The sequence below is a fragment of the Bacteroides muris (ex Afrizal et al. 2022) genome, from assembly GCF_004793475.1.
GTDB classification, from domain to species: domain Bacteria; phylum Bacteroidota; class Bacteroidia; order Bacteroidales; family Bacteroidaceae; genus Bacteroides; species Bacteroides muris.
In genome coordinates this window covers 50,321-74,096 of record NZ_SRYZ01000007.1, presented here as the reverse complement: position 1 = coordinate 74,096, position 23,776 = coordinate 50,321, and the positions used below count along the sequence as shown (strand labels likewise).

The 23,776-nt window shown below is 48.3% G+C and carries 21 protein-coding genes and 2 pseudogenes; 16 read left to right on the top strand and 7 right to left on the bottom strand.

The window, feature by feature from the left end; translation table 11 throughout:
- Both E5355_RS05300 and E5355_RS05295 read right to left on the bottom strand, forming a co-directional pair.
- Window positions 1-720 carry a LytR/AlgR family response regulator transcription factor gene (locus E5355_RS05300; RefSeq protein ID WP_136009469.1) on the bottom strand — a complete coding sequence of 240 codons (720 nt, stop codon included), beginning with the start codon at window positions 718-720 and terminating at the stop codon, window positions 1-3.
- On the bottom strand, window positions 717-1,724 hold the full coding sequence (locus E5355_RS05295) for a sensor histidine kinase (RefSeq protein WP_136009468.1): 1,008 nt from the start codon (window positions 1,722-1,724) through the stop codon (window positions 717-719). The genes E5355_RS05300 and E5355_RS05295 overlap by 4 nt, the downstream gene beginning before the upstream one ends.
- 161 nt (window positions 1,725-1,885) lie before the next feature.
- Between E5355_RS05295 and E5355_RS20210 the strand changes: the two are divergent.
- The 5 genes and pseudogenes from E5355_RS20210 to E5355_RS05275 form a co-directional block, all read left to right on the top strand.
- Window positions 1,886-2,128: pseudogene (locus E5355_RS20210) on the top strand (efflux RND transporter periplasmic adaptor subunit); the annotation flags it as partial.
- Between the two features lie 17 nt (window positions 2,129-2,145).
- Window positions 2,146-3,006, top strand: coding sequence for an efflux RND transporter periplasmic adaptor subunit (locus E5355_RS05290; RefSeq protein WP_288839570.1), 861 nt, complete (start codon window positions 2,146-2,148; stop codon window positions 3,004-3,006).
- Window positions 3,007-3,009: 3 nt separating this feature from the next.
- Window positions 3,010-6,144, top strand: coding sequence for an efflux RND transporter permease subunit (locus tag E5355_RS05285; protein ID WP_136009467.1), 3,135 nt, complete (start codon window positions 3,010-3,012; stop codon window positions 6,142-6,144).
- Between the two features lie 2 nt (window positions 6,145-6,146).
- Entirely contained in the window at window positions 6,147-7,529 is a 1,383-nt protein-coding gene (locus E5355_RS05280) for a TolC family protein (RefSeq protein ID WP_136009466.1), read from the top strand.
- A gap of 134 nt (window positions 7,530-7,663) precedes the next feature.
- Window positions 7,664-7,978 carry a hypothetical protein gene (locus E5355_RS05275; RefSeq protein ID WP_136009465.1) on the top strand — a complete coding sequence of 105 codons (315 nt, stop codon included), beginning with the start codon at window positions 7,664-7,666 and terminating at the stop codon, window positions 7,976-7,978.
- A 566-nt stretch (window positions 7,979-8,544) separates the two neighbouring features.
- On the opposite strand, the gene E5355_RS05265 is transcribed toward E5355_RS05275, so the two are convergent.
- The gene (locus tag E5355_RS05265; RefSeq protein WP_136009464.1) at window positions 8,545-9,306 is read right to left on the bottom strand and encodes a YczE/YyaS/YitT family protein; all 762 of its coding nucleotides are present in this window, start codon (window positions 9,304-9,306) and stop codon (window positions 8,545-8,547) included.
- 471 nt (window positions 9,307-9,777) lie between these two features.
- Window positions 9,778-10,058, bottom strand: a pseudogene (locus E5355_RS05260) (sugar kinase); the annotation flags it as partial.
- Between the two features lie 255 nt (window positions 10,059-10,313).
- Here E5355_RS05260 and nhaC point away from each other — a divergent pair.
- The 3 genes from nhaC to E5355_RS05245 all read left to right on the top strand — a co-directional run bounded on the left by nhaC (window position 10,314) and on the right by E5355_RS05245 (window position 13,160).
- Complete coding sequence (gene nhaC / locus E5355_RS05255) at window positions 10,314-11,750, top strand: Na+/H+ antiporter NhaC (RefSeq protein ID WP_136009463.1); 1,437 nt, start codon at window positions 10,314-10,316, stop codon at window positions 11,748-11,750.
- 66 nt (window positions 11,751-11,816) lie between these two features.
- Window positions 11,817-12,407 (top strand): DUF4251 domain-containing protein, encoded by a 591-nt coding sequence (locus E5355_RS05250; RefSeq protein ID WP_136009462.1) that lies wholly within the window; start codon window positions 11,817-11,819, stop codon window positions 12,405-12,407.
- A 90-nt stretch (window positions 12,408-12,497) separates the two neighbouring features.
- A complete protein-coding gene (locus tag E5355_RS05245) occupies window positions 12,498-13,160 on the top strand; it encodes a response regulator transcription factor (protein ID WP_136009461.1) in 663 nt (220 codons plus the stop codon).
- Here E5355_RS05245 and mnmA read toward each other — a convergent pair.
- Both mnmA and E5355_RS05235 read right to left on the bottom strand, forming a co-directional pair.
- Window positions 13,151-14,215: a tRNA 2-thiouridine(34) synthase MnmA gene (gene mnmA / locus E5355_RS05240; RefSeq protein WP_005826509.1), complete on the bottom strand. Its 1,065-nt coding sequence runs from the start codon at window positions 14,213-14,215 to the stop codon at window positions 13,151-13,153. The genes E5355_RS05245 and mnmA overlap by 10 nt on opposite strands.
- A 22-nt stretch (window positions 14,216-14,237) precedes the next feature.
- Entirely contained in the window at window positions 14,238-15,524 is a 1,287-nt protein-coding gene (locus tag E5355_RS05235) for an O-acetylhomoserine aminocarboxypropyltransferase/cysteine synthase family protein (protein ID WP_005835904.1), read from the bottom strand.
- Between the two features lie 184 nt (window positions 15,525-15,708).
- On the opposite strand from E5355_RS05235, the gene E5355_RS05230 reads away from it, so the two are divergent.
- Together E5355_RS05230 and E5355_RS05225 are read left to right on the top strand one after the other, a co-directional pair.
- A complete protein-coding gene (locus E5355_RS05230) occupies window positions 15,709-17,130 on the top strand; it encodes a S41 family peptidase (RefSeq protein WP_136009460.1) in 1,422 nt (473 codons plus the stop codon).
- Between the two features lie 13 nt (window positions 17,131-17,143).
- The gene (locus E5355_RS05225; protein WP_005835902.1) at window positions 17,144-18,049 is read left to right on the top strand and encodes a DUF4595 domain-containing protein; all 906 of its coding nucleotides are present in this window, start codon (window positions 17,144-17,146) and stop codon (window positions 18,047-18,049) included.
- A gap of 8 nt (window positions 18,050-18,057) precedes the next feature.
- On the opposite strand, the gene E5355_RS05220 is transcribed toward E5355_RS05225, so the two are convergent.
- Window positions 18,058-18,870, bottom strand: a complete 813-nt coding sequence (locus E5355_RS05220; RefSeq protein WP_136009459.1) for an alpha/beta hydrolase — start codon at window positions 18,868-18,870, stop codon at window positions 18,058-18,060.
- Between the two features lie 94 nt (window positions 18,871-18,964).
- Between E5355_RS05220 and E5355_RS05215 the strand changes: the two genes are divergently transcribed.
- From E5355_RS05215 to E5355_RS19350, 6 genes are all read left to right on the top strand, one after another.
- Entirely contained in the window at window positions 18,965-20,257 is a 1,293-nt protein-coding gene (locus tag E5355_RS05215) for a hemolysin family protein (RefSeq protein ID WP_136009458.1), read from the top strand.
- A gap of 44 nt (window positions 20,258-20,301) precedes the next feature.
- A complete protein-coding gene (locus E5355_RS05210) occupies window positions 20,302-20,772 on the top strand; it encodes a copper resistance protein NlpE N-terminal domain-containing protein (protein ID WP_136009457.1) in 471 nt (156 codons plus the stop codon).
- Between the two features lie 160 nt (window positions 20,773-20,932).
- The gene (locus E5355_RS05205; protein ID WP_008663796.1) at window positions 20,933-21,367 is read left to right on the top strand and encodes a DUF6078 family protein; all 435 of its coding nucleotides are present in this window, start codon (window positions 20,933-20,935) and stop codon (window positions 21,365-21,367) included.
- A 549-nt stretch (window positions 21,368-21,916) separates the two neighbouring features.
- Window positions 21,917-22,990, top strand: a complete 1,074-nt coding sequence (locus E5355_RS05195; protein ID WP_136009455.1) for a PDDEXK nuclease domain-containing protein — start codon at window positions 21,917-21,919, stop codon at window positions 22,988-22,990.
- Window positions 22,991-23,325: 335 nt separating this feature from the next.
- A complete protein-coding gene (locus E5355_RS05185; RefSeq protein WP_136009454.1) occupies window positions 23,326-23,556 on the top strand; it encodes a hypothetical protein in 231 nt (76 codons plus the stop codon).
- 70 nt (window positions 23,557-23,626) lie between these two features.
- A complete protein-coding gene (locus tag E5355_RS19350) occupies window positions 23,627-23,773 on the top strand; it encodes a hypothetical protein (protein ID WP_168354278.1) in 147 nt (48 codons plus the stop codon).
- The last annotated feature ends 3 nt before the right edge of the window (window positions 23,774-23,776 follow it).

Here is a 23,776-nt window from a genome sequence, read left to right as displayed (position 1 = left end):
TTACTCATTGTCATGATGCGCATTGTTGTTCCCCGGAGAGTGCAACCGGGAAATCACTTTTTCGGCATATTGCCTGCCGATGGGTAAGGTCTGCCCGGTGGTAAGCCGAAGTTCCTGTTTGTTGAAATGCTGAATGCTGTCGAGCTGGACGATGAACGAACGATGTATGCGGATGAAGTTCCGGGGCGGCAACAGTTCCGTTATCGCTTTGAGGTTCATGCGCGAAAGCGTGTAGCATCCCTTGCGACGGAAAATTTTGCAATAGTTTTCCATTGCTTCGATGTAGAGTATGTCGGAAACAGGAATCACTACATTGTTGTATTCCTGCTTGACGATGATGCACTCTTTTTCATTACGGATATATTCCAGCCGCCGCACTGCTTTTTCCACGGCTGTCTTGAACCTTTCGTAGGAGAACGGTTTGTGCAGGAAATCGGCGGCATCGAGGTCGAATCCGTCGAGGGCGTAGCGAATGTAGGCTGTGGTGAAGATGAAGCAGGTCGATGCCGGCAGTTTGCGTGCGATGTCGAGACCGTTCAGGCAGTCCATCTCTATGTCGAGGAAAACGATGTCAGGTTGCCTGTCGATGACGGCTTGCAATCCTTCTTGCGGTTCGCTGCAGGTAAGCAGGTCGAGACCGCCCGTCCGCAAGCAGAATTGGGATATGACGGACAGTGCTATGGGTTCGTCGTCTATGGCGATGCAATTTATCTTTTTCATTTGAGGCGTATGGTCAGATTCAGTTCATACTCGGAGTTTTCTTCCCGGGCGGTCAGCGTGAAACGTCCGGGATAGAGCAGTTCCAACCGTGCGCGGCAGTTTTCGATGCCGACGGCAGGCTCCTTTTCGTGCCGCTTTTTCATGATGCCGTTTTGCGTCGTGAAACGGAGCGCGCCCTCTTCGATTTCCATACGGATGCGTATCGTGCAGTCTTTGCTCGAAGACGCACCGTACTTGAAAGCGTTTTCCACGAAGGTGACAAGCAGCATCGGGGGTATGCGCAGCGTATCGTCGTCCGTTTCGCATTCCCAAACGACTTTCGTGTGGCGGTTCAGACGGAGGGATTGCAAATCGATGTAGTGACCGATGTAGTCTATCTCGTCGCGGACAGCAACCGTGTCGTCTTTGGCATGGGTGTACATGTACTGCACCATGTCGGCGAATTGGGCGAACGCCGATTCGGCCTTTTCGGATTTCTGAATGACAAGCCCGTAAAGGGTGTTGAGCGTGTTGAACAGAAAATGGGGGTCGATCTGTGCCTTGTAGAGTGCCAGCTCGGCCTTGTTCTTCTGGCTTTCCAGTTCCTTCTTGGCCAGCGTTTGCCGGAAAAGCTCGAAAATCAGACTGACAGAAAGGCTGAACCCGCTCACGACAAGAAAAAGGAACCATACCGTCTGGCTGCGCAGGTGCTCTTTCAGATGGGGATGCAGAGCCGAGTTGTCCGCTGCACTTTCAGGATAGGGAAACAGTGACAACAGATAGGTTGTCCCCAGGAACAGCAGAATGAATGCCGCCATCCTGCCGTACCGGCGATTCATGAAAAGTTGCGGAAAATTGACTTTGCGTATGGCGAAGTAAAGGACGTACATATAAGCCACGAGACTTACGGCGAAGAGTGTGTATTTTTCTATCCATTTTTCCACCGGAACCATCGTGATGATGAGCGGCAGGATAATGACGCAAAAAATCAGGTCGATGGACAAGGTTATATTTTTTTCTTTCATATTCCGTTCATTATAAATAATTTATTTGCAAAGATACTTATTCCGGAAGTCGCGTACAAGAATTGTCCCCGACGTTTACCACCGCAATTCCACCGTTCGTCAACGCTATTTTCCCGACCCGTCGATTTCTTCGTAATATTGTGTCCAAAAAAACTTTCGGTATGAATAACGGATATAAAACAAAAATGATTTTTGCCGCTTGTGCCCTGTGCCTTTTCGCCTGCAACGGAGGCCGCGACGGGCGGCAGCAGGGAACTGCGGCTTACCGGACGGATACGGTAACGTTGAGCAGCCGCACGCTCCGCAGTGGTTATACGGCTACCATACGGGGGTATCAGACCGTGGAGATTCGCCCGCAGGTAAGCGGTCAGATTACGGACATCCGGATGAAGGAGGGCGATGCGGTACGTAAGGACAGCGTATTGTTCGTCATCGACCAAGTGCCTTACAAGGCTGCGCACGACATCGCCGTCGCCAATGTAAAAAGTGCCGAAGCGGTGCTCTCCACCGCCCGGCTGGTCTGGAGAGCAACAAGGGGCTTTTGGAAGAAGAGGTGGTTTCGGAGTTCGACTTGCAGACCGCCCGCAACGAGGTCATGGAAGCGGAAGCCAAGCTCGCATTGGCCGAGGCCGAAGAGAAGAGCGCCCACAACAACCTGTCGTACACAGAGGTGGAGTCGCCCGTGAATGGTGTGGCGAGCATGATTCCCTACCGGGTAGGCGTATTGGTCAGCAGCACATCCGGCGACCCGTTAGTCACGGTGTCGGACGACAGCCGGGTGTATGCTTATTTTTCGATGGCCGAAAATCAGATGTTGGACATGATTCAGCGATACGGCTCCCTGAAGCATGCCATCGAGGAGATGCCTGAAGTGGAGTTGAAAATGAGCAACGGGCAGATGTATTCCTGCAAAGGCCATATCGACGCTGTGAGCGGCACCATCGACGAGAGTACGGGAGCTGTGAGCCTACGTGCCGTCTTCCCGAACAAGGAGAGGCTGCTGCGCAACGGTGGCAGCGGCACGGTGCTGATTCCTTCCGTGCGCGAAAACTGCATCGTCATTCCGCAGGCTGCCACGTATGAATTGCAGGACCGCATCTTCGTCTATAAGGTGGTGGACGGCAGGGCCGTCTCTACCCGTATCGAAGTTTTCCCGCAGAACGACGGAAAAGAATATATCGTGGAATCGGGGCTGAAAGCGGGCGACGTCATTATCGCCGAAGGTGCCGGACTGGTGCGCGAAGGTGCTGTTGTCGAACCTAAAAACACACGGGGAGAATAACTTATGAAGATACAAACGTTTATCGACCGACCGATACTGGCCGGTGTCATTTCGGTCTTCATTACGCTGTTGGGCATCATCTGCCTCGTCCAGTTGCCGGTGGAACAGTTCCCGGAAATCGCGCCTCCCACTGTGCTTGTGTCGGCTACCTATCCCGGTGCGAATGCCGAGACGGTGCAGAAAAGCGTGGTGGTGCCGCTCGAAGAGGCCATCAACGGTGTGGAGAACATGATGTACATGGTGTCGTCCGCCACGAACACGGGTTCCGCCACGATCCAGATTTATTTCCGGCAGGGAACGGACGGCGACATGGCAATGGTCAATGTGCAGAACCGGTTGGCTTCGGCACAAGGGCAACTGCCCGCCGAAGTGACCAAGAGCGGCCTGACCGTGCGTAAACGCCAGACGAGCCGCATCAAGACGCTAGCTCTCTACAGTCCCGACGATTCGTTCGACGAAAAGTTCCTGTGCAACTATATGAAAATAAACGTCGAGCCCCGTTTCGCCCGTATTGCGGGTGTCGGCGAGGTGGACGTCAAGGGTGCGGACTACTCCTTGCGGATATGGCTCGATCCGGGCAAGATGGCGCAATACGGTCTTGTTCCGTCAGACATACGCAAGGTGCTCGACGAGCAGAATCTGGAATCGCCGACCGGAACGCTGGGTGCCGAATCGGAACATACGTTCCGTTATGTGCTGAAATATCGCGGACGTTACGACAAGGAGACCGACTACGAGAATCTGGTGGTCAGCGCGCAGGAAAACGGAACCGTCCTGCGCCTGAAAGACGTGGCGCGGGTCGAACTGGGCTCGAAAACCTACGAGTACATCGGTTCCGTGAACGGGCATCCGGGCACTACCTGCATGATTTCCCAGACCTCCGGCTCGAATGCCAACGAAATTATCGAAGAGATCGACAAGGTGGTGGCGGAAATATCCGAGAATCTTCCCAAGGGGATGGCAATCGCCGACCTGATGAGTACGAAGGATTTTCTGGACGCCTCCATCCGGAATGTGGTCAAGACCCTGATTGAAGCCGTCCTGCTGGTGGTGCTCGTAGTCTATGTGTTCCTCCAGAACATACGTTCCACGCTTATACCGACCGTCTCAATCATCGTTTCGCTGATAGGCACCTTCGCCTTCCTGTACGTGGCGGGATTCAGCTTGAACATGATTACGCTCTTCGCTCTCGTACTGGTCATCGACACGGTGGTGGACGATGCCATCGTGGTGGTCGAAGCGGTGCAGGCCAAGTTCGACGAGGGGTACCGTTCGCCTTACGAAGCCACAATCCGGGCGATGGACGGCATATCGTCCGCACTGCTGACCTCCACGTTCGTTTTCATGGCGGTGTTTATTCCCGTCAGTTTCATGGGCGGTACGACAGGCACGTTCTATATGCAGTTCGGACTGACGATGGCCGTTGCCGTCGGCATTTCGCTGCTCAATGCACTTACGCTCAGTCCGGCTCTTTGCGCCCTGCTCATGACGCCCCACACGGAGGTTACCGCAGGAGAACGGCCCGGTTTCTCTACCCGTTCCCATCTGGCTTTCGATGCGGCTTTCAACCGAATGCTCGTGCGCTACAAGAGCGGAGTGCTCTTTCTGTTCCGCCGCAAATGGCTGGCCGGACTGTCATTACTGCTGGCGTGCGGCGGGCTGGTATATCTGATGCAGACGACGAAAACCGGACTGGTCCCGAACGAGGATATGGGTACGATCAATATTGACGTTCAGACGCCTCCCGGCACCAATTTGCAGCAGACCGCCAGAATCATGGAGGAAATAGACCGTAAAATCGGCGACATTCCGCAAATCAAGGTATGTGCAAAGACCACAGGTATGGGCATGTTGAGCGGTATGGGTTCGTCGAGCGGTATGTTTACTATCCGTCTGCATCCCTGGGACGAGCGCACGGAAAAGGGAGATGACATCCAATCCGTCATCGACGAGATATACCGCCGCACGGCGGACATCACAGCCGCGAAAGTCATCGTCTTCACCCAAGCCATGATTCCTGGCTATGGTGCGAGCAACGGTTTCGAGATTCATTTGCAGGACCAGAAGGGAGGCAGCATCGAGGATTTGCAGAAAGTGGCCAATCGGCTGATAGAGGGGCTGAACGAGCGGCCGGAGATAGCCAAGGCTACCACCGCATTCGATACGAAATATCCCCAATATCTGTTGGAGGTCGATGCCGCACGGTGTAAACAGGCAGGTGTGTCGCCTGCCGATGTGCTGGATGTGTTGTCCGGGTATGTCGGAGGTATCTATGCCTCGAACATGAACAGGTTCTCCAAATTGTATCGTGTCATGGTACAGGCATCTCCGGAGTTCCGCCTCGACACCAAAGCGTTGAATAATATGTTCGTACGCAATGACAAGGGCGGCATGAGTCCCGTCGGACAATATCTGACCCTGACGAAAGTGTACGGGGCGCAGTCGCTGGCGCGTTTCAATCTCTTCTCCGCCATTGCCATCAACGGTTCGGCGGCGGGCGGTTACAGTTCGGGCGAAGCCATTCAGGCTGTGCGGGAGGTGGCTGCCGAGGTATTGCCTGCGGGCTACGGTTACGAGTTCGGCGGCATGTCGCGCGAGGAGGCCGGTTCGGGCAGTTCGACGGTAATCATCTTCATCATCTGCTTCGTTTTCATCTATCTGATTTTTTGTGCTCTTTACGAGAGCCTTTTCATGCCGGTAGTCATATTGCTCTCCGTACCTTTCGGGCTGGCGGGAAGTTTTCTCTTTGCCCGCATGTTCTCTCTGGAGAACAACATCTATATGCAAGTGGGGTTGTTGATGCTCATCGGTCTGTTGGCCAAGACCGCTATCCTGCTGACCGAATATGCCACCAAGCACCGTAAAATGGGAATGAGTATCGCCGCTGCCGCCATGTCTGCGGCAAAAGCCCGTCTGCGGCCTATCCTGATGACTTCGCTGACGATGGTTTTCGGTATGTTGCCGATGATGTTCGCCAGCGGCGTGGGAGCCAACGGCAACATATCCATCGGCGTGGGTACGGTAGGCGGAATGCTTATCGGCACGGTGGCATTGCTGTTCATCGTTCCGGTGCTGTTCATCGTGTTCCAACGTATGGAGGAGGCCGTCATGCCCCGGCGTACCCTAAAACAGAAATAATCATGAAGAAAACAGTTCATTATATATTCCTTTTGCTTTTTCTGCTGCCGTTCATGAACGGTTGCGGAATCTATACGCGCTACGAACGGCCCGACTTGTCGTTCGCCGACAGTCTGTACACCGGTATCCGACAAGAGACGCAACAGACGGATAGCGCATCGTTCGCCAATCTTTCGTGGCGAGAGGTTTTTACCGATTCTCTGCTTCAACGGTGGATAGAATGCGGCATGGAGCATAACACCGACCTGCGTGTGGCCCGCCTGCGGACGGAAGAGGCGGAAGCCGTCCTGCAATCCTCCCGTCTGGCATTCCTTCCGTCCGTCTCTCTCGGCGGGCAGGGACAAGCAAGTCATTCCGACGGACGTCCTGCGCAACGAACCTATTCGGTCGGCCCTTCGGCAGAGTGGGAATTGGACATCTTCGGCCGGCAGCGCAATGCGAAAGCCGGAGCCAAGGCGGCTCTCGGGCAAAGCCGGGCATACGAGCAGGCGATGCAGACACGTCTGGTCGCCACCGTTGCCGACAGTTACTATACGCTGCTGATGCTCGACGAGCAGTTGCAGATCAGCCGCCGCACGCTGACGACATGGCAGGAGAATATCCGCACGCTTTCCGCGCTCAAACGGGCAGGAAAAACTACGGAAGCTGCCGTGTTGCAGGCACGTGCCAACAAGTTGGAGGTGGAAGGTTCCATCCTCACGTTGGAAAAGCGCATCGGAGAGCTGGAAAATACGGTCTGTGCATTGCTGGGAATTGCTCCTGTAAAGCTGGAACGCGGCGTGCTTGCCGACCGGCACTTTCCCGACAGCTTGTCCGCCGGGCTTCCTCTGTCGCTGGTCAGCAACCGTCCGGATGTGCGGGAGGCGGAGTTTGCCCTGATGCAGTCGTTCTATGCCACCGGCGAAGCCCGTTCGGCTTTTTATCCGCGTATCACGCTTTCCGGCACCATCAGATGGACCAATAATGCGGAGACCATATCCAATCCGGGAACGTGGCTTTTCAATGCGGTCGGTTCGCTGGTGCAGCCCCTTTTCCATAAAGGCGAGAACGTTGCCCGGCTGAAAATAGCCCGCGCACAGCAGCAGGAGGCATTGCTGCAATTCCGGCAGAGCCTGCTCGATGCCGGCAACGAGGTGAACAATGCACTTATCCTCTGGCAGACGGCCCGCAAGCGGCTGGGTATAGACCGCAAGCGGATTCTGAATCTGAAAGCCGCCGTATGGAATACCAAGTTGCTGATGAAGTACGGGCGAACCCACTATTTGGAAGTGCTCACCGCCCAGCAGAAACTTTTGCAGGCCGAACTGGCGGAATCGGAAGACCGCTATGACGAGATACAGGGCGTCATCACGCTTTACCATGCCCTCGGAGGCGAGACGAAATAGAACCCGGGAAACATCCGTCATCGGAAAAATGCCGTTCATAATCACTTGCTTGGATTGTGCTCGGGATGTCGATAAATTTGTATCAGCAACTTTGAAAAAAGGAGATTTTAAGTTTAATTAAACACATTACGAAAATGAAAAAAGTATTTATCGCTGCTGCTCTTTTCGCAGCCCTCGGCTTCAATGCCGCGTATGCCAACACTGTAATCGCACCGAAGGCTCAGATTTCGGTAACCGCCGAAAATGAATTCGAGGCTATCGAAACCGACCAGCTTCCGCAGGCTGTCAAGGATGCCGTAGCCAAGAGCTACGAGGGACAGACCATCAAGGCCGCCTATGTGAAGAACGAGGAGGGTGTCAAGACCTACAAGGTGACACTTGCCGATGCTGAAGGAAAGACTTCGGACGTGCTCTTCAACGAGAAGGGTGAGGTGCTGCCTGCCAAGTAAAAGTTCTGTTTTGCACAGGATTTTATTCTCAAAAGAAGCGTGATTGCATTTGGCATTCGCACTTCTTTTTCAAAGTCGAATAACATACCATCTGTGACGATGGCTTTCATCTCTGGGAACCGATAATCTGTATTCTCAACGAGAATGGCATAGGCGTCTTGCATTATGATTTCAACGATTGCGGCAAGAGTGAAGGCGAGTTTCAGAATATGACAGTACTCAATGAGAATGAAGACCTCATAAGTATAATTTCCTATGTCAAGGCATTAACGATAACTGAAAACATATATCTTGTTGGACATTCACAAGGCGGGGCGTCACTTCAATTGCAAGCGAAGAGTATGACAACAAACAGATAAAGACCATAATATACCGTTGCTTCTGATTATGCGGTGAAGCTTGTCACTGACTGGCTAATTTCAAAATTGAAATAGCCTAATCAAACAACATTAACCGTTGATGCTGTTCCAAAAATCAAAATATTCCTTGTAGAAGCGGATATTTGATTTCAGCCTTCAACAGGGATACAACAAAAACGAGGGTGCCACATTTTGACACCCTCGTTTTTATTCTTTCACTTCACCGCGACGATATAGTAATCGAGCCAATCCGAACAGGTAACGCCGGAAGCCTGGGCGATAGGTTAGAAGGCGGTCGAACCAACCCAAATGCGGAGCGATAAATTTCACTACCAGTCCGACATAAATCATAGCGAACAGCGTTCCGATACCGATAACATTCCATTGCCAGCTCCCGAAAAAGAGATAACACCCAGCAACGGCGAGCAGTACGAGGGTCGTATCCACCCATATCTTTACTTTGGCGAAAGGACGCTTCGTTACCTGACTGACGGTAATGGAAATGCCCTCGCCCGGCATGGTTACCGAGCCGCACCGCACCTCGAAGGCGATGCCGATGCCCATGATGGTACATCCAGCGAATTGGGCGAATATTTGCGAAGACCAAGTCGTGCATTCCAAACCGGCTGTCAATGCCATGTTAATATCTATAAGCCATCCGAATACGAATCCGATGACAAGCTGGAAGAGCTGCATGAAGTCGAAATTGCGGCGCAGTATGAGTATTTGGCAAAATACCAAGATAAAGTTCATCGCAATCGTGTATCCGCCAATTGTCCACTCAGGGACACGACTTATCAATCCCGCCAGCGAAAAAACGAACGGCAGTGAGGAGATTACGCTGCTGCCCAAAGAGGATTTTACACATAGAACGACTCCCAATGTCATCAGATACAATGAAATCAGAAGCAGGAGATGTTGCCAGAGGAATAATATTGCTTTTTCTTTTCTCTCAGTTGTTAAAGTCATACTCATATTCGATTATTTTATGGCAAAGTTACAAAAAAAAGTGAAATGCGGAAAGATATAGTAATAGGGAACTCAATCTGATAACACCGAGGTTCAAGATTGAGGTAAAAGATTATAAAGGTTTTGGAGAATTCGGTGAAGGTGCATTCCGCATCTCACCTAAAGACTATGACCATCAGGCCATATTGCACGTATTACCACATCACTAACGAGATACAGGAAACTGTATCTACAAAGAACAACCGAATCTCCCGGAAAATCTGCGAGATGTAGCTTATTACACGCAAGTAAAGTTCGTAGATGCAGATAGACTATACGACATTAACAGCCCAGAAGTTTTTATACAGTTTACAACAGATCATTATGGTGAACTGGAACTTTTACGCTTGAATGTCATTGCAACGAAGGTGGCGTAACAGAGTTAGATGAAAGTGATGAAATTACACAATTCCTGAAAGATTTTCCTGCAACATACACCACATTAGAATTTCGGAAAGCAACATCGCTCTCCCAATAATATAATCCCAGACGCTTGCTGCCAAAGACAATCTCCTCCATATCCAAACCGCAAGCACGGAAAGAAGCAATACAAGCATGCGCTATGGCATTGTCCGGCAGACAGGTGACAAATTCCATAGGGATGCTGAAATGTGCCAACGACATAGCAACATTAGCCTACCTGCCACCATAGATTGCAATAACTCATTGAACTGGGAGAAACGGCGAAATCTTGGAGTAATCAGACGAAACATCACTTCACCAAAAGTCAACACTTTCCTGTCTGTTACAGTTTTTTATTCATAAATATACAATTTAAAGTCAAATATATCAATTGAAAGTCAAAAATACTATCATTTTTTCAAGCAAACGCAAAGATTTGATAATTTTTATTTGTCATACAGAGGATAAGAAAGATATTAAACAGAATTGTTATACCTTTGCCACATCAAACTGTAAACGGCAGAGTGATAATAGATTCGTCAACCAAGCATAGTAAAAACGATCCAATGAATTCAGCAAAGAAAATACCCTCTCCACTCGTTTCTCTATTTCCCATCGCTTTTCTCGTAGGAATGCTGTTCGCCACCATCCATACTTTCGGAAGTGACGCCTTGAGTGGAGGAAGCCAGATTTCCCTGCTTGCCACCACTGGTATGTGTGTCTTTATCGGCATGGCTTTCTACCGCATCCCTTGGAAAGATTATGAACTTGCCATCACCAACAACATTTCAGGTGTTGCCACAGCTATCATTATTCTATTGATTATCGGTGCTTTGAGCGGCACATGGATGATAAGTGGGGTGGTACCTACCCTTATATATTATGGTATGCAGATTATCCATCCGAATTTTTTCCTTGCTTCTACCTGCATTATTTGTGCATTGGTATCAGTAATGACGGGAAGTTCATGGACCACTATCGCCACCATCGGTATCGCCCTTTTGGGCATAGGCAAGGCACAAGGTTTTGAAGAGGGATGGATAGCCGGTGCCATCATTTCGGGAGCCTATTTCGGAGACAAAATTTCACCGTTATCGGATACCACGGTCCTTGCCTCATCCGTAACGGAAACACCGTTATTCAGCCATATCCGCTATATGATGATTACCACCGTCCCCTCTCTCCTCATCACCCTTGTCATCTTTACAGTAATGGGACTCACACACGAAACGAACAATACACAACAGATTGCGGAATTTACGGCAGCATTGGACGCCAAATTCAACATTACTTCCTGGTTACTGGCTGTTCCCGTGATTACGGGAATACTGATTGCCCGGAGAGTGCCTTCCGTCATCACACTCTTTCTCTCCACTCTGCTGGCAGGGATATTCGCCTTCATCTTCCAACCGGGACTACTGAATGAGATAGCGGAAGATGGGAATATGTTCAAAGGGATAATGATGACATTCTATGGCAGTACCAGCCTACAAACTGACAGTGACATGTTGACAGAACTTATTGCTACACGAGGCATGGCAGGAATGATGAATACCATCTGGCTTATCATCTGCGCCATGTGTTTCGGCGGAGCCATGACGGCAAGCGGCATGCTGAGAAGCATCACTTCCCTATTCGTCTGCTTCATGAAGAATACAGCCAGCATGGTAGCATCCACTGTATGTTCCGGATTGTTCCTGAACCTTGCCACAGCAGACCAGTATATCAGCATTATCCTCACCGGAAACATGTTCAGCAACGTCTACGCAAAGAAAGGCTACGAAAGCCGGCTACTTAGCCGTACTACGGAGGATGCCGTGACCGTTACATCTCCATTAATTCCGTGGAATACTTGCGGAATGACACAAGCCACTATCTTGAGCGTACCTACGCTGACCTACCTTCCCTATTGCTTCTTCAACCTTATCAGTCCGGTAATGAGTATCTTTATTGCTGCTATCGGATATAAAATAATTAAAAAACCGGTGAACAATCCTGGATAGGCATTGTTCTTGCAATAAACTTATAACGAACAATTTATTTAAACCTAAACAAAAAAAGATTCGATTATGAAAAAGTTTATTGCATTAGCAGCAGTAGTATTGGTAAGCATGGCAACAACGACCATGTATGCACAAGAGAGTAGAGCTGAAAAGCGCGCAGACCGTAAAGCCCAAAGAGACGCAGAACGTGCACGCCTGAAAGCTGAAGAACAAGCACAGGATGCCATTTCGTACGATGACGCAATGGCGGCCTTGAAAGCTCACCAGTTCGTAATGGAGGCAGACCAAGTGATGTTCCGCAACGGACAGACCGCATTTGTAAACTCCAACACCAACTTCGTATTGGTCAACCAAGGACGTGGCACCGTGCAGGTAGCCTTCAACACCGTATACCCAGGTCCTAACGGCATTGGCGGTGTAACAGTAGACGGAACCGTATCGGACATCCAAATAACTACCGACAAACGGGGCAACGTGAATTGTAACTTCAGCATCCAGGGTATCGGCATTTCCGCCCAGATATTCCTTACGCTGACCGATGGCGGGAACAACGCAACCGTAACCATCAGCCCGAACTTCAACTCCAACACCATGACTTTGAGCGGGAACCTGGTTCCGCTGGAACAATCCAACATATTCAAGGGACGTTCCTGGTAAAACCCTTATATAAATATATATATTCCCACTCCGCCACAAATCACACTAAAAAGTGTACATTTGTAGCGGAGTTTTTTATATACCAATGTCATGAGAGAATTTATCATTGCAGACAATCAAGATATCACCAAAGCAGGCATGATGTTCCTATTGGGCAGACAGAAAGACACCTCCCTGCTGCTGGAAGCCGACAACAAGGCAGAACTGATACAGCAACTACGCCTGCATCCCACCGCCGTTGTCATTCTGGACTATACCCTTTTTGATTTTTCAGGAGCTGAAGAGCTGATGGTACTTCACGAACGCTTCAAAGAAACCGATTGGCTACTCTTTTCCGACGAATTGAGTATACCGTTCCTGCGCCAGGTATTGTTCAGCAGCATGGCATTCGGCGTAGTGCTGAAAGATAATTCCAAAGAAGAGATACTAACCGCACTACAATGTGCCTCACGCAAGGAGCGATTTATCTGTAATCACGTCAGTAACCTGCTGCTCGCAGGCAACGGTTCCTCCTCCCCCACTCATCCTACCATCAAAGATGATTTACTGACTACTGCCGAACGGAGCATCCTAAAAGAGATAGCCCTGGGGAAAACAACCAAAGAAATAGCTGCCGAACGAAACCTCAGCTTCCATACGGTAAACAGCCACCGGAAGAATATCTTCCGGAAACTGGGTGTAAACAATGCGCACGAAGCCACCAAATATGCCATGAAGGCAGGCATCGTAGACTTGGTGGAATATTATATATAAATCTCCCCGCTCCCGACACACAGCCGGGCATCAGCATCATACACCACTCCGAACTGGCCCGGAGCAATGCCTTGCAGCTTTTCTTCCGAAACAATGCGGTAACCCTCCGCCTCCTTTTGCAACCTGCCTTTGACAAACTCCGGCGTATGGCGTATCTTGAAAGTCACCTCCACCTCTTCCTGCGCTCCCTTCCAGGGATTATCCGTAATGAAATGAAAATCGTACATACGGAATTCATAGCCGTATTGCAATGCCGTATCACATCCGCGGGACACGTAAATCACATTCTCCTCCACATCCTTGCGGACAACAAACCACGGTCCTCCACCCAACCCCAATCCTTTACGCTGGCCAATGGTATGAAACCAATAGCCCCGATGCTTGCCCAACTTTCTACCCGTTTCCAACTCCACAATATCCCCTTCCCTTTCGCCAAGGAAACGGCGCACAAAATCATTATAATCAATCTTTCCCAGAAAGCAGATGCCCTGACTGTCACGACGTCTGGCGCTGGGCAATCCGGCACGCAGGGCTATGTCACGAACCTCATTCTTCATCAGTCTGCCCAATGGAAACATCAGTTTGGAAACTTGCAGATAATCTATCTGTGCCAGAAAGTCGGTCTGGTCTTTCACGGAATCGGCAGCGGTACCGAGCCATGTCTTTCCATCCCTCAACACCGTAGTGGCGTAGTGCCCGGTTGCCGTGACATCGAAATCCTTCCCCACACGTTGCTCAAAGCACCCGAACTTTATCAGCTTGTTGCACATCACATCCGGATTGGGAGTCAAGCCACGTCTTATTTTATCAATGGCATAAGCCGCCACCTGGTCCCAATACTCCCGGTGCAGGTCCACTACTTCCAACGATAATCCATAACGCCGGGCAATGGCAGAAGCCATCTCCATATCCTCTTCCGCAGAGCAGTCCATATAATCGGCATCGTCCCTCCCTATTTTGATATAAAATAGAGAAGGACGGTAACCTTGTTCGCAAAGGAGATGTACCACCACGGAGCTGTCTACACCTCCCGACAATAATACAGCAATATTCATTCTATCGTATACTGTTATTCTTTTAAATTCTGTCAAATGCCTGGGACAAGTCGTCCAGCAAATCATCGATATGTTCTGTCCCGATGGAGAGGCGGACCGTGCCCGGTTTGATGCCTTGTTCTTCCAATTCCCGTGCACTCAATTGGGAATGGGTAGTGGTGGCAGGATGGATAACCAGGGATTTCACATCAGCCACATTGGCAAGCAACGAGAATATCTGTAAACTGTCAATAAACGTCTGCGCTTCCTTCACACCGCCCCGCACCTCAAACGTAAAGATAGAACCGCCTCCATTCGGAAAGTATTTCCCGTAAAGCGCGTGGTCAGGATGCTCGGGCAGGGACGGGTGGTTCACGGCAACCACTTTGGGATGCTTCTTCAAGAATTCAACCACTTTCAAGGCATTCTCCACATGACGTTCCACGCGAAGCGACAACGTCTCCAATCCTTGCAACAGAATGAAAGCATTGAAAGGACTGATTGTGGCACCGGTATCACGCAACAATACGGCACGGATACGGATGGCATAGGCAGCAGGACCGGCAGCGTCGACGAAACGTACTCCATGATAACTCGGGTCCGGTTCCGTCAGTTGGGGAAACTTCCCCGAGGCCACCCAGTCGAACTTGCCGCTATCTACAATAACACCACCCAAGGACGTACCATGCCCTCCGATGAACTTCGTTGCCGAATGGACTACAATATCTGCCCCATGCTCTATGGGACGAATCAAGTAAGGAGTACCGAAGGTGTTATCTATAATCAGAGGAATCCGGTGACGGTGTGCTATTTCAGCAACGGCATCAATGTCAATGATGTTGCAATTCGGATTTCCCAGCGTTTCAATGAATACTGCCTTGGTATTCTCCTGAATCGCTTTCTCGAAATTGTCCAGATTGCCCGGGTCCACAAAAGTAGTGGTAACCCCGTAGGCAGGCAATGTGTGGGCCAGCAGATTATACGTTCCGCCGTAGATGGTCTTAGCTGCCACGATATGGTCGCCTGCACGGGTGATATTCTCAAAGGCATAAGTGATGGCTGCCGCACCCGAGGCTACGGCCAATCCGGCAACACCGCCTTCCAGAGCCGCCACACGTTTCTCGAACACATCCTGGGTGGAATTCGTCAACCGCCCGTAAATATTCCCCGGGTCCTGCAAGCCAAAGCGAGCTGCCGCATGGGCCGAATTACGGAATACATACGAAGTTGTCTGATAGATAGGTACGGCGCGGGCATCAGTTGCCGGGTCGGGTTGTTCTTGTCCAACGTGAAGTTGTAGAGTCTCAAAGTGCAATTTCTTTGTTTCCATTGTCGTTTGTATTTTAGGTGAATAAACCGTTTCTCATTCGGATGTTGCAAAGATAGAGCGATAAGCTGGGGCAGACAATGACACAGGTTAGGGAATTTTATACCACAATTGTGGTAGATAAGCAAGCTATTTTCTATCTTTAGATAAGATAAGCTGCATTTCGGCAAAACTTTTTCATGCAAGCATGAAAGTTCTGCACTCAATTTGCACTATCTTTGCCCCCATGAAAGCAAAAAATATACTGATACTCATATTGGGAACCCTGATTCTTCCCATTTATCTGACTTCCTGCGGAGTGGACCGTTGGAAAGAGTATGCCGGACAGACCCAGACAGACCGCTGGATTGACGACACCATGCGTGTGTGGTACTATTGGGTAGACGCTATCCCCCATACCAACGACCTGAACTATTTCCAAGCCCCTTTCACTTTCTTTGCCTCGCTCAAATCCGAAGAGGACAAATTCTCCACCATCGACAGTCTGGTCAGCGTCACCACTACCCGCAGCATCCCCTATACGGATTACAGCTACGGATTCCAGTTCACTACCAACCAGATAGAAGTAGAAGGAGAAAATAATGCCATTGTTGCACAGATTCTTTACGTTGCCGACGGAAGCCCGGCCTCGGAAATCGGGCTGAAACGGGGTGACTGGATTATGAAGATGGACGGGAACTTTATTACTGAACAGAATTATAAGAAACTGTATGGAAGTAGTGCCATGGAACTTACAGTAGGTTATTACGACGTGGAGAAAAATGCCATCGTTGCTTACGACAAACCCAGACAGATAGCATCGGCGCGTCCCGTCAACGACAACCCGGTGCACTATAAGAATGTATATACATCAGGCAGCAAGAAAATAGGTTATCTGGTCTACAACCACTTCAGTTCCGGCCCCACGGACAACAGTAATGAATATGACAACGACCTGCGCAGCGCATTCCAATATTTCGCATCACAGCAAGTCAACGAATTCATCCTTGACTTGCGCTACAACAACGGTGGATTACTGAGTTGCGCAGAATTGCTGTGTACCATGCTTGCACCTTCCTCCGCCTTGGGACAAGAGTTGGGGTACCTGGAATTCAACAACCGCTTCAATCCGCAGATAGTACCGTTCACCCTGAACTCCGGACTCATCGGAAACGGAGCAAACCTAAACCTGAATACTCTCTACGTACTTACCAGCAGCCAGACTGCCTCCGCCTCCGAAATGGTGATTAACTGCCTCGCCCCGTATATGGATGTTGTCATCATCGGCGGTACTACCGTAGGCAAGAATGTAGGTTCCAGGAATTTCTCCAGCCCCGAACTGATGATAACGATGAATCCCATCGTCTGCAAGATATACAATTCGGAAGGGAAATCTGATTATGAATCCGGATTCCAACCGGCCTACTCGGGATATGTAGTGAATGAGATGAGCGACATGTCACGTTTCCTGCCCTTTGGAGATACCAACGAAGCCTTATTGAGCACTGCACTCGGCGCCATCGACGGAAGCATACAACCGCCCGCACAAGAAGATACCCGTTCTTTAAGAGTGACCACTCTCGCAAACTCCATTGAACGCCGGGCAAGCCATGCCGTACGCATCAAATAAAAAGACCAATAGGATGAAACTAAACAGAAGAGTTACAATCATCACCCGATTTTCGGGAATCATGTTCAGCCTGCTGTTGCTCGGCGGACTGGCAGCTTGCAGCGATGATAACAATGGCAATGATACGCCAGAACCGGAGCCGTCAACCTACCCCACCACTCCTTTCTCCAAAATCGAACTAAAAGAAGTGATAGAGAGCGATGCGCAACCGGTTACTGCCACCCACACCTACCTTTACAACAGTGCAGGCAGGCTGACCAGCTACACCGGCAAACAGAGCTTTACAGCAGGAGACGAACTCTTCGAGATAGAGAATACCACTACTGTCGAATACAAGGACCATCAAGCCGTGATAACCGACGAAGCAGGTACAGTATCAACCTACACGCTGAATGACAAAGGTTATGCCACCACTTGTACCAGTCAGGATATGGCAGGAAATACCCGTACTTACACCTTCTCCTACCTCATCAACACCGAAGACAAATACTATCTGGAAAACATCACAGAAAAGCTGGACGACGGAAAAGAATACTCATTCATTACAATAGACTACAGCAACTTCCGGGCATTGCGCATACAGCAAAAGGTTGACACTTTTGAGCACAACAGTACGGCTACCACACCATCAGGCAATGAAATTGCAAATATCTCCGAAATACCAAGCCTATTCATTACGGACATGTATCCGCTTTCCATGCATGCGGTTGCCATATACGGGAAGATATTGGGAGAACCTGCAAACTATCTGATTACCCAACTCATCCCGGACAGCAACGGAGAAAGTGAAGAGACCACCACCTATACTTATACGTTAGATAACCGGGGTATCGTCACTTCCTGCCATGCAGTCGTCAGGCATATAAGGAACGGCTACGAGCAGGACTACACACGCACCGTGAACTATACCATCGAATAATAAACTACTTACTTCTTAAAGAACTTGTCGAAGAAAAGGACATGATAGTCTATGGAGTTGTTCCAATACGTTCCGGTATGTCCACCGGGACGGGTGATGAAGTCATGGTCTATCTTCCTTGCCAGCAGCCGGTTGTGCAAGTCCTTGTTCACTTCAAGAAAGAAATCGGCCTCACCGCAGTCGATGATTAGCGCCAAGTCTCCATTCTCAATCTTATCCAGCTGGTTGACCACCGTATGCGCATCCCAAGATGCCTTGTTGGCAGCAAACTCTCCCAACTGCTTGCTCATTTTCCAATTCTGGGGGAACGGCCGTATATCCACTCCTCCACTCATACTGCCCGCTGCACCGAACACATCCTTATGACGGATAGCACTCCACAAAGCACCGTGGCCGCCCATACTCAATCCACTGATGGCACGCGCCTTTCTGTCGGGAATGGTAGCATAGTTCCCGTCTGTATACTTCACCAATTCCGAGGTGACAAAAGTCTCATAACGGTAGGCAGGATTCTCCGGACTGTCCCAATACCAACTGTTCTTGCCGTCCGGACATACAAATATGATTCCTTTCTCATCTGCCATCTGCGGCAATTCCGGCTTCAGCTGCACCCAGCTCCGCGCATTGCCGCCATAACCGTGCAACAGATAAACCACCGGACAAGCCTGCTTGCCGATAGCCTTATCAGGCAATACATACACAACTTTTACATCCTTATTCATGGCTGCACTTCTCACCAACACCGTGTCTACACGTGCCGCCTGCAACATTACGGCAGACAGACACCACAAAAGCCCCAAGGCAATAATTCTTTTTTTCATCTATTTATTGTTTATTTTTTCTAACGGATGGCAATATTAACAATAAATACTGAAAAATCATTATCTTTGCCTCACAAACTATTCAAAATCCACTATGGAGTTTATTATCATTCTACTTTTACTTATTCTGAACGGCATTTTTGCCATGTATGAAATCGCCTTAGTCTCCTCAAGTAAAGCACGCCTTGAAACTCTTGTCGGAAAAGGGAACAAAAGAGCCAAAGGAGTATTGAAACAACTGGAAGAACCCGAAAAGTTCCTCTCCACTATCCAAATTGGTATTACCCTTATCGGTATCGTATCCGGTGCCTATGGTGGTGCCACCATCGCTGATGACGTAGAACCGCTGTTCGCCTTCATTCCGGGAGCAGCCGCCTATGCCAAGACTCTCGCCATGATTACCGTAGTAGCCATCATCACCTATCTGTCGCTCATCATAGGCGAACTGGTGCCCAAGTCCATCGCCTTGAACAACCCGGAACGATGGGCCACTATGCTCAGCCCCTTCATGATTGTGCTGACCAAGATTTCCTATCCGTTTGTATGCCTGCTGAGTGCATCCACCAAACTGATGAACAAAATCATCGGACTGAACAGCGGCGAGGAACGCCAAATGACACAAGACGAACTGAAGATGATTCTGCACCAAAGCTCGGAACAAGGCGTCATCGACAAAGACGAAACGGAAATGTTGCGTGACGTGTTCCGTTTCTCGGACAAAAGAGCGAATGACCTGATGACCTATCGCCGCGACATCGTCGTGCTCCATCCCACAGACACCCCAAAAGAGGTGCTACGTATCATCCACGAAGAACACTTCAGCAAATATCTCCTGGTGGAGCGAGGAAAAGACGAGATTATCGGTGTGGTTTCCGTAAAGGACATCATCTTGATGATGGGCGGCGAACAACCCTTCAACCTACGCAATATTGCCCGCCCTGCCCTATTTATTCCGGAAAGCTTGTATGCAAAGAAAGTTTTAGAGCTGTTTAAGAAGAACAAAAACAAGTTTGGAGTTGTTGTAGACGAGTATGGAAATACAGAAGGTATCATCACCCTGCACGATCTGACGGAAAGCATCTTCGGAGACATCCTCGAAGAGAATGAAACGGAAGAAGAGGAGATCGTTGTCCGTCAGGACGGTTCCATGCTGGTGGAGGCTTCCATGAATCTGGATGACTTTATGGAGGCGATGGGCATTATGAACTATGATGACTTGAAAGAAGAAGACTTCACCACCTTGAGCGGTCTTGCCATGTTCCTGATAGGACGGGTGCCGAAAGCCGGAGACTTGTTCAGCTACAAAAACCTGGACTTCGAAGTAGTGGATATGGACCGCGGACGAGTGGACAAACTGCTTGTCATCAAGAAAGAAGAAGATGAATAACGAACGCTATTGCGTCTTTATAATTAATTTAAACCATTAAAACCATGAAAAAAGTAATGATGATTGCAACCTTTACAGCTGCATTGGTATCCTGCCAATCAAAAGGAACCCCAAACAATGATGCTGTCGCCGTAGACGAAGGGATAATGACAGTTGCCGGCAATGACTCGTCTGCCGTGGCCGTATACGAGGGAATTCTTCCTGCTGCCGACGGTCCGGGCATCCGGTATGTATTGAGCGTAAGTCCTGATGGAGAAAGCGGTTATACGTTGGTAACAACTTATTTGGATGCCGAAGGCCCCGGAAAAAACAAAAGCTTTACTTCCAAAGGAAAGAAAGAAGTTATCCAGAAAGACGTCGACAACAAGAAGAAAACAGCCATCAAGCTGACCCCGAACGACGGGGACACTCCGGTGTACTTCGTAGTAGTGAACGACACTACCCTGCACCTTGTCAACGACAGCCTGCAGGAAGCAGTGAGTGACTTGAATTATGACATCATCCAGGTGAAATAGTCCATCCTTGCTTATAAGAAAGAACGGTATAGCCGGAATTACTGGATTCAGTGGTTCCGGCTACTGTTTTTTCAATGAAGAGGCATTTCAAACAAGAGAACAGAAGGCTATATCAAAAAGTTAGTGTTATCTTTGTAGCTTCATCAAAGTATATATAAACATGAAACATTCTTCCGAAAAACCTTTAGCACCTGCCAACTACTCACGCTGTTTCAACAACCAATGCCCGAAAGCCGACAACTGCCTGCATCGCTTAGCCGCCCTTCGCGATACCCCCGAGTACCCGTCCATCCGCATCATCAATCCACTGTGCATTCCAGAGGATAGCAGTCAATGCGCCTATTTCCAATCGACACAAAAGATACATGTTGCATGGGGAATCAGCCACTTGCTCGATGAAGTTCCCTACAAGAATCTCCAACCTCTGAAAAGCCAGTTGATAGCCCATTTCGGCCGCGGAAAATACTACCGCTTCTACCGGGAAGAATCTTACCTTTCCCCCGAAGACCAGAACTATATCCGCAGAACTTTCCACCAATACAACATTCCGGGAGAACCGGCTTTCGACTCTTACAGCGAGGAATACAAATGGTAGAAAGGTAATCTTCAGCCCCCTTTTCATGTCATTTTATCACTGAAAATATAGATAACACTTTAGTTCACAACGGTGAACACTTTGTTACAACAGTAAGAAACAAAGTGTTCACATACTATGAAACAAAGTGTTCACATACTATGAAACAAACTGTTCGCACTCAATAAAACAAACTGTTTTCTTTAACGGAACAAACTGTTTCCTACTAATGAAACAAACTGTTCTCCATATTGAAACAAACCGTTCTCCTTAGGGAAACAGACGGATTCCCTTTTGAAGCCCTACAAGGGGAATAATTATCGCCTGCGAAAATATAGGAGGAAATACAGCGACATAGTGCGATACCTATTCTCTGCAAAACGGGTGAACGTGTTCGGGAGGATATTGCAGCAACACGGGATGAGGTAAAGGAAAAAGAGGGGGAGATGGTATATTGTGTGGTAAAAGTGGAGAGGTAGAAAAGACGGAAAGGATTACAGTTGAAATAAATTCTTTTTCTTAACTTTGTGAAATAGAAACATCGAATATGACGATGAAGAAAATAAAAATATGAAAACAGCACTATCTATAAATCAACCATTCAAGGATTGGGTAAACCACCTAAAACAAGACATTCGTAGTGCACAGATTAAAGCGGCTGTACGCGTGAACAGCGAACTGCTTCACCTTTACTGGCAACTGGGGACAGAAATTATAGAACGGCAGAAAGAAATGACTTGGGGAAGCGGATTTCTCGAAGAGTTGAGTCGTGAGCTGATGGCAGAATTTCCTGATATGAAAGGGTTCTCATATAGAAACATACGCAGTATAAAGCAGTGGTATCTATTTTATAATGAGCCATATACAATTTGGCAACAAGTTGTTTCCAAATTAGGTGAAGAGAAATTTTTCTCCATCCCTTGGGGGCATCATCTCTATATCATCTCCCAATGCAAGGAAGTGGATAAGGCTCTATTCTATCTGAATGAAACTGTAGAAAACGGCTGGAGTCGTGCCGTTTTGCTCAACTTTCTTGATACCAATCTCTATGAGCGGCAAGGCAAAGCGGTAAACAATTTCAGTCGTCTGCTACCCAAACCGCAAAGTGACCCAGCTCTACAGACACTCAAAGACCCCTATAACTTCGATTTCCTGACCATTACCAAAGATTTTCAAGAATTAGAGTTAGAAAAGGTTTTGACACAGAATATCACTCGTTTTCTGCTTGAATTGGGTAAAGGATTTGCATTCGTAGGACGTCAAATGCCTTTGGAAGTAGGCGATGAAACAATCTATCCCGACTTGCTTTTCTACCACTTGGAACTGCGTTGTTATTGCGTAATCGAGCTAAAAGTACAGAAGTTCAAACCTGAATTTATAGGTCAACTCGGTACTTATATCAGTGCCGTAAACCATCTAAAATGTAAACCTGGCGATAACCCCACCATCGGCTTGCTTATCTGCAAGACAAAAAAACAAGTAATGGCGCAATATGCACTGGAATCAACAAATCAGCCTATCGGCATATCAGAGTGTAAGCTGTCTAAGCTGATTCCCGAAGATATTAAAAGTCAACTGCCTTCGATTGAGGAAATAGAGGAACAAGTAAAGAGAATTCAAGGAAAAAAGAAGGAAGAGAGATGAAGGTTATTTTGTATCAATATAGTGAACTTATCCGAAGAAAAGACAAGTCTATTGATGAAGCATGTGAATATACCACATGACTCAATAGAGTAAAAAAATCAAAAACGACTGAAAGAGCCTAAAAAGGAAATGCCACCGTTTACAGCCACAGAAGTCAGAAGTTATTTTTGTAATTTAAATAAGAACTGGGAGCAAGTATTCAATCTACTAAATAGTTCTACATTAACAAGATTAAGTTTAAGTATCTTAGGATTATATATTGGAACAAAAATCATAGGGAAACTCACTCATTCATCACCGTTATCCATATCTAACTTTAATAAATACATACAAATATGAGCAATCCAGTAGAATTCATACAAAATAATAAAGAGTGGTTAGTTCCCATCATTATAGCCATTTTGACAGTTCTAATTACAGAAATATGTAACTTATTTCGTAGAAGTGGGAAAAGCCACAAACAAAAAGTAGGAAAAATCAGTAAAAGCCATCATATAACTCTCATTAATGGAGAGGTGAATCACCACATTGAAAAAAATAATATGACAAAAGGAAAGAAAATATAATGCTACCCCTATAGCCTTTTCAATACTTTCTCTACCTTTGTAACATTAAACCAAATAAAGTCAAAATGACATGAAGAAACAGATTGCCATACTGACCACTTCCCTGCTCATATTGAACGGATGCGGTTACGTACCCGCCATCGGACAATACTTGAAACAGAACGGACTGGCAGTAGTCATCGGATACGAAGTGACACACACCGTAGTTAAACAATAAAAC